This window comes from Novipirellula aureliae (assembly GCF_007860185.1).
Taxonomy (GTDB): Bacteria; Planctomycetota; Planctomycetia; order Pirellulales; family Pirellulaceae; genus Novipirellula_A; species Novipirellula_A aureliae.
The window spans coordinates 633872-648489 of sequence record NZ_SJPY01000001.1 but is presented as its reverse complement, the minus strand read 5'-3'; the positions used below and the strand labels follow the sequence as shown (position 1 = coordinate 648489).

10 protein-coding genes are annotated in these 14618 nt (G+C 53.5%); 5 read left to right on the top strand and 5 right to left on the bottom strand.

From position 1 onward, the window contains the following. Positions 1-24 precede the first annotated feature (24 nt). Positions 25-2082 (bottom strand): DNA mismatch repair endonuclease MutL, encoded by a 2058-nt coding sequence (gene mutL / locus Q31b_RS02470; protein ID WP_146598062.1) that lies wholly within the window; start codon positions 2080-2082, stop codon positions 25-27. Positions 2083-2231: 149 nt separating this feature from the next. Further along, positions 2232-3368 carry a DNA-processing protein DprA gene (gene dprA / locus Q31b_RS02465; protein ID WP_231617249.1) on the bottom strand — a complete coding sequence of 379 codons (1137 nt, stop codon included), beginning with the start codon at positions 3366-3368 and terminating at the stop codon, positions 2232-2234. A gap of 530 nt (positions 3369-3898) precedes the next feature. On the opposite strand from dprA, the gene Q31b_RS02460 reads away from it, so the two are divergent. After that, complete coding sequence (locus Q31b_RS02460) at positions 3899-5314, top strand: sigma-54-dependent transcriptional regulator (RefSeq protein WP_146598060.1); 1416 nt, start codon at positions 3899-3901, stop codon at positions 5312-5314. Between the two features lie 108 nt (positions 5315-5422). Here the strand turns inward: Q31b_RS02460 and fusA are convergent, their stop codons facing one another. Further along, a complete protein-coding gene (gene fusA, locus Q31b_RS02455; protein WP_146598059.1) occupies positions 5423-7510 on the bottom strand; it encodes an elongation factor G in 2088 nt (695 codons plus the stop codon). Between the two features lie 531 nt (positions 7511-8041). Here fusA and rpsR point away from each other — a divergent pair. The 4 genes from rpsR (at position 8042) to Q31b_RS02430 (ending at position 13098) form a co-directional block, all read left to right on the top strand. Beyond that, positions 8042-8320, top strand: coding sequence for a 30S ribosomal protein S18 (rpsR, locus tag Q31b_RS28800; RefSeq protein ID WP_231617248.1), 279 nt, complete (start codon positions 8042-8044; stop codon positions 8318-8320). A 1-nt stretch (position 8321) separates the two neighbouring features. Beyond that, on the top strand, positions 8322-8837 hold the full coding sequence (locus Q31b_RS02445; protein WP_231617247.1) for an acyl-CoA thioesterase: 516 nt from the start codon (positions 8322-8324) through the stop codon (positions 8835-8837). Between the two features lie 511 nt (positions 8838-9348). Then, positions 9349-11145: an ABC transporter permease gene (locus tag Q31b_RS02435; RefSeq protein ID WP_231617246.1), complete on the top strand. Its 1797-nt coding sequence runs from the start codon at positions 9349-9351 to the stop codon at positions 11143-11145. Positions 11146-11277: 132 nt separating this feature from the next. Continuing rightward, positions 11278-13098 (top strand): ATP-binding cassette domain-containing protein, encoded by a 1821-nt coding sequence (locus Q31b_RS02430; RefSeq protein WP_146598057.1) that lies wholly within the window; start codon positions 11278-11280, stop codon positions 13096-13098. 130 nt (positions 13099-13228) lie between these two features. Here Q31b_RS02430 and Q31b_RS02425 read toward each other — a convergent pair whose 3' ends face one another. Beyond that, positions 13229-13876, bottom strand: coding sequence for an ATP-binding cassette domain-containing protein (locus tag Q31b_RS02425; protein ID WP_146598056.1), 648 nt, complete (start codon positions 13874-13876; stop codon positions 13229-13231). Beyond that, a complete protein-coding gene (gene modB, locus Q31b_RS02420) occupies positions 13873-14559 on the bottom strand; it encodes a molybdate ABC transporter permease subunit (RefSeq protein ID WP_146598055.1) in 687 nt (228 codons plus the stop codon). The genes Q31b_RS02425 and modB overlap by 4 nt, the downstream gene beginning before the upstream one ends. Between the last annotated feature and the right edge of the window lie 59 nt (positions 14560-14618).

Genomic DNA, 14618 nt, shown 5'->3' with positions numbered 1-14618 from the left:
AGGTGTATGGGATGTATGGTTTGGCTATTGACCTTTCGCACGGCCTCGCGGGCCGAGCCGACCAAACATTCGATCGAGTTCATCACGGCTAAAGAACATCGCCGTCGGACGTCCATGCGGGCAATGATGCGTATCTTGATACAAATCACGTTGCTCCAGTAACGCGGTGATCTCTTCGCGAGTCAACGGGTCACCCGCTTTCACCGCCGCTTTGCAGGCAATCGTGCTGAGCAAATGATTCAATAAGTCTTGAGCATCAGGCTGCTTGCCCGCCGACATCAACGATTCAAGCAACGTTCGAAGCATGTCACTCGGAGACGACTTGCTGAGCATCGCTGGATAAGAATGGATCAAAATCGTTTCCCCACCGAAATCGTCGACTTCAATCCCAATTCGGGCCAGTGTCTCTTTGGCCTCCAGCGCAGCGGTTCGCTCGGCAGGGGTCAAAGACACCGGTTCAGGCACGAGTAGCCGCTGTGACTCTAGCCGCTCTTGTGCCCCTAACACCTTGTCCTTGATCCGCTCGTACAAGACCCGCTCATGCAGTGCATGTTGGTCGATCACGACCATCCCTTTTTCATCTTGCGTGACCAAGTAGCGATTGTGGACCTGAAAGCCCAAATAGCAAACCGTCGGGTTAGCCGTCGGATTCATGTTCGGGTTTGGTTCTGCCGTTGATTCGCTCGGAGCGTCCCAAGGAGCGGTATCGGGTTGGGGGACGTTGACGCCAGCGACTTCGGACATGGCGACTTCGGACATGGCGACTTCGGACAATGCTGGCGTCGTCAGCGTCGCCGAGTCAGGCCGAGAATTCGAAGCGTCACTTGGGAAGGGTTGGAAACCAGGCACGGAAAGAGAGGGCAAACGTTGGGTTGAACTTGTCGCGTTTGTTGAGCTCGATTCGCCCGAACGCGCCCAATGAATGACCTCTTGACGCTGATCGGACTCAACTTGCCGAGGCAGGCCCAAAACACTTTCTCCGGGCGTTGCCACTTCGTTTGGCATCGACTTGATCTCTGTCGCATCCACTTGCAGACCGCTCGAGGAACTCGGCCCGACGCGGTGTGTCATGTTGGTTTTCAAAAACTGATATCGCAGCGTTTGTAGTAGGCGTCCATAAACCCGTCCGCCATCGGTAAAACGCACCTCCAACTTGCATGGATGGACATTCACGTCGACCATCTCCGCAGGCATTTCCATTCGGAGAAAACAGACGGGATGACGCCCAACCATCAAGAGTCCACGGTACGCTTCCGTCAGAGCATGTTGCAGCGAGCGGTCGCGAATGTGCCGACCGTTGAGAAACAAATACTGCATCCGATTGTTGCCGCGACTGACCGATGGATCGCATGCATATCCGCTGATTCGTATCTGAGCATCGTCGCTTTCAATCGGGATCAAGGAATCGGCAATCTCACCACCAAAGAATGCCTCGATGCGATCGGACCAACGCACCGAGGGTGGCAAATCATAGACGACCTTGTCATTGGATGTCATCACAAAATGGATCTTGGGATTCGCTAATGCGATTCGAGTAAACGCTTCGACGATGTGCCCTCGTTCGGTTTGAGCGGTCTTCAAGAACCGATGGCGAACGGGCGTGTTGAAGAACAGATTGCGAATTTCCATGACCGTACCAACCGGGCACCCACAGGGGACCGGAGACTCGACAACACCGCCACGAACATTGATCTCGCTGCCGCATGAATCGCCTTCGCTGCGGCTACGGATCGTCAGCTGAGAAACGCTTCCGATTGACGCCAAGGCCTCGCCGCGAAACCCTAACGTGTCGACGTGAAACAGTGCATGCTCATCAGGCAATTTGCTGGTTGCATGACTGGCGACGGCCAATGGCAATTGCTCTTCCGACATGCCACAACCATCATCACTAATGCGAATTAACTCGCTGCCTCCACCGTTAATCGTCACTTCAATTCGAAACGCACCGGCATCGACACTGTTTTCGAGCAACTCCTTGACGACCGATGCTGGCCGTTCGATCACTTCGCCAGCCGCAATTTGATTGACAAGATTTGGCGGCAATTGCCGAATGATCGGCTTCGTTTTTGTTGAGGTAGTCATCCTGTTTACTGTACCGTTTTCGAGCAAGACCACAAGCCAAAATCGAGTTCCTGCTGAAGTCCGAGTTGCTAGCGAATCCGGGTTGCAATTTATCTGGCTGACTCCAGCTTCCGCCGGGCTTGCCACAGATCGGGGCAAGCCCATGCCACCTAAACCCGACTGACGTACTGACCGCTCAAACGGCGAACAAGCGATCGCATCTCCAATACGCTAATCGTTGCGACGACGCGGTGAGCCGGTAATCGTGTTTGGTTGATCACCGTGTCGATCGGTGTTCCGGTTTCGTCAATCGCATCAAGAATTTGCCGCTCCACTTCATTGAGCAACAGTTCGCTGCCGCTGCGAATCGATTGCCCCGATTCCGCTTCTACCGAACCAACCATCGGGCCAAGGGATTCGAGAACATCTTCGACGCTCTGAATCAAAATCGCTCCGTCGCGAATCAATTGGTTACAGCCACGCGAGGTGCGGCTCGTCACCGGACCCGGCAACGCCAAGACGTCTCGGTTCATCTCACATGCCAAGCGGGCCGTAATCAATGCTCCACTACGATCAGGAGCCTCGACCACCAATGTCGCCACCCCCAATGCCGCAATCAATCGATTCCGCTGCGGGAACGTTCCAGCATGCGGTTTGCAATGAGGAGCGTATTCGCTGATGACCGCTCCCATTGCAGCAATCTCGCTCGCTAAGCCCTTGTGCTCCGAGGGGTAGATCTGCCCCAGACCGCTGCCAAGTACCGCAATGGTACGCCCTCCGGCGTCCAGGGCTCCACGGTGGGCGGCACTGTCAATGCCACGCGCCAACCCACTAACCACGGTGACGCCTGCCTTGGCTAACGAGTATCCGAATCGCTCCGCCTGCTTGAGCCCATACACCGATCCATGACGCGTACCAACAATCGACACCGCCAACTCGTCACGAGCCAACAAATCCCCTCGCACAAATAACACCGGTGGTGTGTCGACCAAATCGTAAAGCGGACGCGGATAGCTGTCCTGTTCCGCCGCAACCATCGCGACACCGTTTTCGCGACACCACCTGATGACCGCTTGTATGTCAACGTGATGGGCGGCGGTACGAATGGTTTGAATCAACTTCATGCCGACACCATGAACGCTCGCCAATTTCGATTCATCGGCTGATAAAACAGCCGAGGCTGTCGGAAAACAATCCAGCAGTGCGGTCAGCGTTCGCGGGCCAAGTCCCGGTAACATCGAAAGCGTCAACACCGATTCGAGCTCGAGCTGCTCCCCCGCTTTACCTGCCGCTGGCTCGACACTCATTTCGTAAAACCTTTCTTTTCGAACCAGTGGTGGCTTTCGCTGTGACGTTTTCATCATAAAGGATGGGGGCGGTTCAACAAGATGAAGCGGTGCGTCGAGATCAAGTATTTAGGGCAGTGGACGTCGCCAAGGGTTTCGAGGTTGACGATACGGGCTGATTCTCTTGACACATTCCCACTTCACAACAAGTGCGTATACGCACACTCCATGCACCGACACGTGCGTATTCGCACGTTATTTTGGTTTACTCTTTTGAAAAACGATGGTTTAATGAGTTAAACCGTTCTTGGCACTAGGACTGCACTCCATAGAGTCTTTCCGGTGCTAGTGCTTTGTCAGGGATGAGAATTAGGGTTGGCAGTAGTGGATCTTGTTAAAGATCCCTCATGCGGAAGGATCTTTAACAAGACCCACTACCCTGAAAGAAAACGCTGACAACGCACGAGGCTCTGCCTGAAGATGCTTCCGCGTTTGCCACGTATTCAGACAAAGCCTAGGCAATAGAACGATGGCTCATAGGTGCAGGGACAATGGTTGAATCGATTTCCGTTTTGCTGGTCGAAGATGACTACGATTTTCGCGACTCGTGCGCACGGTGGATGCAACGGAAAGGGCACCGTGTCGTCGCTGCTGCGGGGGGTGCCGAGGCATTGGCGATCTGTCAACGTAACGATTTTGACGTGGGTGTCTTCGATATGAATATGCCGGGGATGTCGGGTATCGAGCTATTGCAACGCCTGCGAGACGACAAGATTGACATGGAGGTCGTCATTTTAACCGGCCAAGGAACGATCGAATCGGCGGTCCAAGCGATGAAACTCGGAGCCACGGATTACTTGACCAAGCCTTGCCCGCTCGGCGACCTTGAGCATCATTGCCGATTAGCTCGTGATCGGAGTCGGCTACGCCGCGAAAACAAACAACTCAAAGCGATGATGACGCGGAATGAAAAGGTTACGGAGCTGATTGGCGATTCAGAAGAGATGCGTACCGTCGCCACCTGGATCAAGCGAATTGCGCCGACCAGCAAGCCAGTTTTGATCACGGGTGAAAGCGGTACGGGGAAAGAGGTGGTGGCCAAAACGATTTGGCGATCGAGCCATTTGAAAGATCACCCGTTCCTAGCGATCAACTGTGCAGCGCTACCAGAATCGCTGGTCGAGAGCGAATTATTCGGTCACGAAAAAGGTTCCTTCACGGGTGCTTATGCCGACAAGCCAGGTTTGTTTGAGGTCGCCAATGGTGGCACGCTTCTGATCGATGAACTCGGAGAAATGCCATTGTCGCTGCAACCCAAATTGCTACGAGTGCTTGAGGACGGCTCGATACGAAGAATTGGTTCGCACAAGGAACGCAAGGTGGATGTCCGTATCATCGCGGCAACCAACCGCGATTTGTCAGAGGATGTCAAGCGAGGAACGTTTCGCGAAGACCTGTTCTACCGCGTGAACGTGTTGCCAATTCATTTACCGCCTCTGCGTGACCATCGTCGTGATGTCGATTTGTTGATCGATCATTTCATCCCGAAGGGCTGGTCGATTGATGCCGAGGCTCGCGCGGCGATGAATGAACATCATTGGCCTGGCAACGTGCGTGAACTGATCAATGTGATTGAGCGGGCGACAATCTTGGCAGACCACGATGAGATCACTCTCGACGATTTACCTCGTGATTTGATCCAAGCGCATCGACTTGAAAATGACGCGACAAGATCGCTGTCTTCGAGGCAAAACGATCCCAAAAGTGATCTACTCGATGAGGTGACCGAAGCACATATCTTGGCGGTGCTGGAACGCGAGAATGGGAACAAAGCAAAAACCGCTCGAGTCTTAGGCATCCATCGGCGTAAACTCTATCGCCTGCTAGAACGTTATCAGATTCTCCACAGCCATCAGGACAATCACGAAGCCGAGTCAATCGATGCCGCCGTCAGCTCGGCGAGCTGAGTGACATTGCGGCGAAGCCGCTTTCGGCAGAGACGCCACAAAAAACGGCGACATGTTTTTGACATGTCGCCGTTTTCGTTTTCAATCATTCGATCGACGCAGCGATCACTACTTAGCCCCTACCAGCTGGGCCTTTTTTTTCGCTTCGATAATCTCTTCTTGCACGTTTGACGGCGTTTGGCGATACAACGCCAATTCCATCGTAAACGTCCCTTGCCCTTGCGTCATACTTCGCAGGTCGGTTGCATAGCCAAACGTTTCGGCCAGTGGAACCTCTGCTTTGATGACGCTATTGCCTTCGACGATATCGTTGCTTGACATGATTCCACGGCGACGAATGACGTCACCAACGACGGTTCCCTGGAACGACTCGGGGCATTCGATTTCGACATTCATGATCGGTTCGAGCAGTTTCGGATCCGCCTTCTTGAAGTTTTCGCGGAAACAACCGGTTGCAGCGGTGTAGAACGCCTTTTCGGAGGAGTCAACTTCGTGATAGCTACCGTCGATCAATTCGATCTTTGTACCAACCACTGGGAACTCGGCGACGGGTCCCTTCGCCAAACTGTCTCGGAAGCCCTTTTCAACCGCAGGAATGTATTGCTTTGGAATACGTCCACCGGTGACCTTGTCTTCGAACTCGAAGCTGTCTTCGCTATCCGAGGCGATCGGACTAAGGATTCCCTTGATATGAGCGAATTGACCGCTACCACCGGTTTGCTTCTTGTGCTTGTAGTCGAACTCGACCGACTTGGTCGGGCTTTCGCGATAACTAACCTTGGGAGCACCGGCGATTATCTCGACACCGTACTCGCGACGAATACGTTCGATATAAACCTCCAAGTGAAGTTCCCCCATTCCGCTGATCAAGATCTCGTTCGTTTCCTCATCGGTCTCGACACGGAAAGTAGGATCTTCTTTGCGGAACCGTTGCAAAGCCTTCCCGAGTTTGTCGCCGTCCGATCGTGTCTTCGGTGCCACCGCGATCTTGATGACTGGCTCTGGCACGAACATTGACTCGAGGGTACAGAAGTCTCGTTCGGCTGCGTAGGTGTCACCGCTAGCAGAATCGATGCCCATGACAGCGATAATATCGCCTGCCGAAGCGGTTTCGATCTCTTCGCGTTTATCGCTATGCATTCGCACGATCCGGCTAAACCGTTCGGTTTTGCTCGTACGCTGGTTGACGTAGGTTTCACCCTTCTTGATTTGACCTTGATAAACTCGCATGAACGTCAGCTGGCCAAATGGATCGTCGGCAATTTTGAACGCCATGCCGACGAAGGGACGTGCAAAGTCGGGACGCAGATCGATTTTGCGATCTTCGTCGGAAGGATCTCTACCGCGAATTTCACGATCGAGTGGACTGGGCAAGTACCTGATGACTGCGTCTAAAAGGGGTTGCACACCTTTGTTTTTGACGGCCGTTCCCATGTAGACCGGTGTCGCACCTGCCAAGACAGCATCTCGAGCAACCTTGTAGATCAGCGTCGTGGGCACTTCTTCTTCGCTCAGAAGAAGCTCCATCATTTCGTCGCTGTACATCGAAAGCGCTTCAAGCATCGTGGCGCGAGCCGCATCGACTTCGTCTTTGATGTCTTCAGGGATAGGAGCTTCGACAAGCTTTTCGCCCTCGGTGCCTTCATTCAGAAGAGCCTTCATTTCGATCAGATCGACCACCCCTTTGAATTGGTCTTCCTTGCCGATCGGGTATTGCATCATGAACGCCTCGGCCCCGAGCTTTTCACGAAGCTGGGTTACGACGCGAAACGGATTTGCACCCGTTCGGTCCATTTTATTGATGAAAGCCACGCGAGGAATCCCGTAGCGTTTCATTTGCCGGTCAACCGTGATCGATTGGCTTTGGACGCCGCCAACGCTGCACAGAACCAAGACGGCACCATCGAGTACACGCAACGAACGCTCCACTTCGACCGTAAAGTCAACGTGTCCGGGCGTGTCGATCAAATTAATCGGGTGGCCTTTCCATTCGACGCTCGTCGCTGCCGAGGTGATCGTAATCCCTCGTTCCCGCTCAAGTTCCATATGGTCCATCGTCGCGCCATCGCCGCCACCACGAACTTCTTCGATTTTATGAATTCGACCAGTGTAGAACAGGATCCGCTCGCTGAGCGTCGTCTTGCCCGAGTCGATGTGGGCACTGATACCGATGTTCCTGAGTTTCTCCAGCTTCATTTTCTTCTACCTAGGCAATGCACGCGATCTGAATCTTCGGCTTGCGAATGATTCTGTTATTTCCAGGGACATGATCTACAAATCACGTCACGTTTAGACAGGGCCTGGAAAATGGATCACGGACGTCATACGTTCGCTACGAAAGAGAGTTTTGTCCCGCAGAAACGGTATCTTCTCGAATCACCATTCGCCTTCACGAATCACTATTCGCACACGCGTCTCTGCTACTAATTTCTGCTACTAATTTCCCGGTCGCACCAATCGCAGGGGAGAGGTACGAGGGAAGTGAATAGAAAATATGGCAAAGGTTTGACTTTTGCGAAAGGGCAAATCTGAAAGGAAATACCCTTGCGAACATCTTTTTTTAACGGCATACTGCCGAAACTCCATGTTAGGGGAGCCGACAAGCAACGATTGATTTGTCGGCCGTATTTGTCGAACTGCGCGATTGCGGGGCTGAATTACCCGTTATTTGTTTTCAAGTCGACAGAGCAGACCGTTCACCCTTTATTTATCCTCAGAGAGCCATCGATGCCTCCACGTCCCATGAGCACGCGAAGCCGTGCCCGCAAACGATCCCGTGTACGTACCCGCACCAAAAGAAAAGATCCAATTTTTGTCGATGGCCAGCGGCCGCGGCCAATGTACGTCGATTACAAGGATGTTGAGCTGCTGAAAAAAATGGTCAATCGCCAAGGCCGGATCGCCGGACGACGCAAGAGTGGATGCACCGCTGCGAGCCAACATGCGGTTTCGGCAGCTGTCAAACGCGCTCGATTCATGGCTCTGCTGCCGTTCGTCGGCGAATAAAGTGTTCCGAACCCAACGTCGCATCGAGTTTCGTGATACCGATGCAGCCGGAATCGCCCATTTCTCCGTTTTCTTTACGATGATGGAGTCAGCCGAGCATGAACTGATCCGTTCGCTCGGCTTCTCAGTCCTCGGAAACTCGGGCCTCGGAAACTCGGGCCTCGGAAACTCGGGCCTCGGAAACGAAGGCCCCGAAAACTCGGGCCCCGAAAACGAAGGTCTCAAAAACACAGCGGTGACCTGGCCCCGAGTCGCGGCGAGCTGCGATTACCAATCGGTGGCCCGCTTTGAAGACCTGCTCGATCTGGATCTTTCAATCAAAAAGCTCGGCAACTCCAGTGTCCAGTACGAAATTCGCTTCTCGAAAGCAAGCGACGGGCTCCCGCCAACCCAAGTCGCCGTGGGGAGCTTGACTGCTGTTTGCTGCGAACTGCATCCTGGCGGATCCCTGAAAAAGGTAACGATTCCCGATGTGATCCGCCAACAGTTGCAGACATTGGTCGTACCGCCCGGCTGATCGCCACCCAAAATCAGCAAAAACTCGCACTCGGACGCCCAGGCCGCTTCGAGCAGGAGTAGGAGTACCGCCGCAGGCTGAGCAGGAGTACGAGTACGGGCACGAGTACGGGCACGAGTACGGGCACGAGTACGGGCACGAGTACGGGTACGGGTACGGGTACGGGTACGGGTACGGGTACGGGTACGGGTACGGGTACGGGTACGGGTACGGGTACGGGTACGGGTACGGGTACAGAAATGCAGTCTTTTCGGATTTTTGGCAGCCATCGCCGATGGCGTTTGCCGAGAAGTTGCTAAGAATCCGGGTTTGACTGGGTGCCCCGCGGGCTGCGTGTATCTCGATGCGTACGCTTCACTCGCTCGGCTCGCGGTGCAAAACAACATTCTGGCGAACCTTTCCTATCCCGAATCCGTAGGTAATCCCACGCTGGGTGCCGATGCGCCCGTAGCATTGTTTGCTGATTCGTTACCGCTCCGGCATGTTTTCCATTTTCGAAGGTCGACTCGAAATGACTTCTTGCGTTGATCCGTCACTCGCTTCCCTCTCCTGCTTTCGCCTTGACCTGCTCTCATTGGGAGATTCGCTGCATTCGGGGTTGATCGTTGCGCAGGTGTCCCAATGGTTACCGGTCTGGCTGACACCGATTTGGGTTCTTTCGCTTGCTTTGCTACTTGGATTTCTGGTTGCCGTCTTGATTTATGGGGGCCTATCAATTTTGTCGTTTGTCCCTGGACTGGGGAATTTAGCCGACAGCCCCAAGACCGGTATCGCAGCGTCTTTGATTCTAGGTGCTCTGTTTTCTGCAGGTTTGTGTTCTCAATATGTCCCATTGGCGGGCGATTATGCTGGCACACTGTACATGCCATTGATCGCAATCGGCTTGCTTTTAGGGTTTGCCGTGATTTACGGAATGTGGCATCGGACTCGATCGGAATGGTCGGCGATGTTTAGTGAAGGGGTCGTCCCCTACATCCTCTCAACCGCAGGCATTTTTGCATTGATCGGTTTGGCTTCGACCCCCTTGGTCGACAACCCTCGTGGGATTTTGGAATCGGTGAAGGCGGTCAATTTGGTTGGCGACGGAACAGAGCGAATGGTCGTTCCCATTGAAGCGACGCCTGACATGCCAGCTGCGGAGACACCGTTTTTCCCGGCCAATATCGACTATCAGCTTCGCAACGTTTCTGAATTGACGATCGAAAGCAATCGCACGATTATGCTGGGCGATGCAGCGGAACCGTCCGAGTTTAGCCGGACTCCTATTCGCGTGAATGAGGGCGAACCACTTGTCTATCGACTCGAAGACCGCGACGAATCCCCCGTCCCGTTCGATCCAGAAAAGCTACACATTCAAAACCGCGAAATCGACCCTGCCGAGGTGGTGTTCACGTTCAAAAACCGGCCGCTTGTTCCTCAGGCGAGTTCAATTGTTTGGGGAGGCGTTAGTTTCTTTTTGCTGATTACCGCGATGATGGTCTTTCGCCAAGCGGCACCGCGAGTATGGGCATTGTCGCTTTCGACAGCCAAAAATGAAATGGCTCAACCACTCTATCTACTGCTACTCGCCATTGGTCTGTTCGGCATTCTGCTGTTCGGGATCATTCCGTTCAACACGTTGGGCGATGACATTCGGCTCCTGAAAGATTCTGGCGTGACACTCATCATGGTTCTCGGCATGCTGCAAGCGGTCTGGAGTGCGGGAACGTCGGTTAGCGAAGAGATCGAAGGACGCACGGCGCTAACCGTCCTCAGCAAGCCGGTTAGCCGCCGATCGTTTGTTCTAGGCAAGTACGCTGGAATCATGCTGTCGGTATTGGTGCTATTCGTCATTTTGTCTGCTGTTTTGGCGGTCGTGGTGAGTTACAAGCCGATCTATGACGCTCGTGAGTTCAGCCGCGGTGAAACCGTTTGGCAAACCGGTCATGAAGAGATCATGACGACGCTACCCGTGATTGGGCTATACTTCATGCAAACAATGGCGATCGGAGCGATCGCCGTCGCACTGGCGACGCGATTACCGCTGCTCGCGAATTTCATCACCTGTTTCGTAATTTACGTGATCGGAAACCTGACGTCGCCACTGGTCGCGTCCGATCGAGGAGAAAACGTTTTGGTGGGATTTGTGGGCAAGTTAATCGCGGTGGTAATCCCCAACTTGAATGTTTTTAATGTACAATCGGCGGTAGACGCAGGTAATCAGATTCCATTGATTTATTTGGCGGGTGCTTTTAACTATCTGGTCTGCTTCGCCTTTGCGATTTGGATGCTGGCCATGTTGTTGTTTGAAGATCGCGACTTGGCGTAAGGCCCGTGACTTAGCGTAAGGCCCGTGACTTGGCGTAAGGCCCGTGACTTGGCACACTGCCCGCGACTTGGCACACGGAGTAAGCCTGCGTGTTTTGCCGATAACCACCTTGTTTACTGCATGAGTTGACCGATGAGACGACTTGCCGCCCCCCGAAGTGAACCCGAGGCGCGTGGCGAATTGGGCCGTCACGTCTGGTCACTTGTTGCTGGCTTACTTCCACTGCTGTTAATCATCTTGGTGGGCTTGATTGTCGCCTTGCTCAATTCAAGCGGATTGATGAGCCCCTCCATACGGCTCGGCACCTACTTGAAGGTAGCCATTCCGGATCGCTTCTTGGCTCAGAGTCCGCTACTGCAACTACTTGAGTTGGTATTCTTTACCGTCTTCGTAGCGGGCCTGTTCTCACTAGCGGTTTGGATGCAGCGCCGCAGCTCCGACGCACTCGCTCGTAGCATCGTGAAAGGTCTGCACCGGAGAGTCTTGCAGCAAAGCCTTCGCCGCGCAGAAGTTGAAGGTGCGGCGGCACAGTATGTTCGCGTCGAGCAGTTGATCAGCGCTCATCTGCCTCAAATTCAAGCGGGCCTTTCGATGTGGTTTCGCGCTATTCCACGCAGCATTGTGACGCTTCTCGGTAGCGTGATCGTTGGTTTGCTTGTCAATGTCTGGCTAGCGGTCTTGGCCGTCATCTTTGGCGTTCTGCTGTGGCTGTTGTACCAATGGCTTAGTGTCAGCGACGAGGATGAGGTCCTCGATTGGGAAGTTCCCAGATCACGGCAGCGGATGGCTGAAATCGTCGGCCAAGCTCCACTCTTAGCCCGCTTGCAAACCCAGGGGATGGCAGATCGGGCGTTTGGTGCAGAACTCGAATCGCTTTACCGTCGGTTGAGCAGCGAACAATCACGGCACAGCCGACTGTGGCCCATTTTGTTTTTCTGCGGAGCACTCGCGGTTGGAATTTTAATCCTCGGCCTTGGCGGCAATTTACTAGTCGGTGACAACGGCTTAAGCGTCCCAGCGGCCTTCGTCTTGGGGCTTTCCCTCACTTCCGCCGTCGTCGGGATTCATCGGTTGGTCCAATTGTCGGGACAACTGAAAATCAGCGACGAATCGAGCGATTCCGTTTATAGCTACCTGCGACAAAGCGAAGACGCGCCGGCCAGTGAGCAGCGTGTCGGATTGGTCGGCCTGCGAAAATCTCTCGACGTGAGTGATGTCAGCTTGCACGATTCCATTGGTCGCTCGATCTTGAGCAATTTTAGCTTGAAGCTGAAACCCGCGAGTCTTGTTGCGATTCTTGGAACCGACTCCGTTTCGACTCGCGCGTTGACAGAATTGATGATGGGATTTGGCCGCCCTCATGAAGGCCAATTGTCGATCGACGATATCCCACTGCTAGACATTCACCCCAAAGCCTTGTCTCGAAATGTCATGTGGGTGGACCCTTCCGGGCCGCTTTGGGATGGCACGATCGAAGAGAACGTTCGGGGCGGGGATAGCGGGTTTAACAATAGCGATGTGATGAACGTGCTCGAACGTTTGGATGTCTACGATCGACTGCAACGACTACCCGAAGGCTTGAATACATTCATCACGCTTGGCGATGGCCAGTTGCAAGAGGAAACGACCTATGCGATCGGCATCGCTCGGGCGATGCTGCACAAACCATCTGTCTTGATTGTTGTCGAACCATCGTCGCCAGCGGAGCATTTGCCCGAGGACCCAACGTTGGCATGCCTCAAAAAACTTTCTCAAAACGGCAGCCTCGTGATTGTTTTGCCACGTCGACTACAAACCCTCCGCTCGGCCGACCGGGTGGTACTGCTCAACGGACCCCGATTGGCTGGCGAAGGAAAACACTCGGAACTGTTGGCCAACAGCGACCTGTACCGGCACTTGAACTATTTATTGTTCAACCCCTACCGGCACAAGAAGACCCACGCTTCGGATTGAGCTTGAACCGCTTGGGCGATAGCGCCGATTCTTTTGTCTGTCCCCCTGTTCGAGGCGATGCCGGGTCGTGATCCCTAGCCCGAAGGATGTCGATTATGGGACGGAGCCATTTGGTTGCGGCAAAGCGGCCTTAAGTGTTCTGCCCCACGATTTTTCCCTTATTCATTTCAATCACCTTGGATGCCATTCGCTCCACCAATACTCGGTTGTGGCTAACGAGCAAGGTTGGGATTTGAAACTCGTCAATCAATCGCTTGACGAATGTAGTGATCCGATCACGAAGAACATCCTCAATTGCCGACATCGGTTCGTCAAGTAAAAGAAGCTTTGGACGCGATGCAACCGCTCTCGCTAGCGCAACGCGATGTCGCTGTCCTCCGCTGAGAGAGTCAGGAAATCGATGAAGGACTTCTTCAAGTTCAAGCGTCTGCACTAGATCTTTGAACGCAATCCCCCCATCGCCTCGGCGACGTACAGCGTACTCGATATTTGCTTTCACTCGCAAATGAGGGAAGAGGCGGTCCTCCTGAAACAGGAATCCAATTTGGCGTTTTTCAGGAGCGATACAAATACCTTTTTGCGTGTCAACGAAGACATGATCACCAGCACAGATGCATGCCTCCGTCGGTTTCAAGAGTCCAGCGATTAGCGACAAAAGTGTTGTTTTCCCACTTCCCGAAGGACCACAAATCGCCGTAACGCGAGCGTCGGTCTGGAAGGCAGCTTCAAGCATAAAGCCCGTTTCACGATGGTAACAACCGCGGAAAGAAAATGTCATAAGGTCGTTTCCTTCGGCGATACTCGACGATCCATCCGCTCACCAAAGTAAAGCGCTATGGCGGCGATGGCGATTGAAAATAACACAATCGTGGTGGACCCTTTGATCCCATCGGACGTTTGCAGTTGGTCAAAAATATACAGAGGAATCGTTTGGGTTTGACCTGGGATACTTCCGGCAATCATAATCGTCGCCCCAAACTCCCCTAAACTTCTGGCAAACGCCAGCACACATCCAGCAATGACGCCATGACGGGCTAACGGTAGCGAAACGGTAAAGAATGTATCAAGAGGGCTGGCACCAAGCGTTCGAGACACCTGCTCCAACTTTGGATCGACCGAACGAAATGCAATCCGAATCGCTCGGACCATTAGCGGAAACGAAACGACCGCAGCCGCCAAAGCAGCTCCCTTCCAATCAAAGACAAATCGCAGACCCAACCATTCTTCGAAACAGCTTCCGATGATCCCTCGCCGCCCAAACGTAATGAGCAACAAATAGCCGGTCAGGACAGGCGGCAGAACCAATGGCAGGTTGACAACGGTTTCCAAAACCGACTTTGCAAAAAACTGCTTTCTGGCAAGCAACCACCCGATCGTGATTCCAAACGGCAAACTGAACAAGACACCTACAAAAGACACCCGAATGCTAAGCCAGATCGCACTCCATTCTCCATATGACATCGACTAACCTTTGGGAATTGACCGTCGCCTCGCTGTTTAACCGTAGCCTAGGCTTCCAC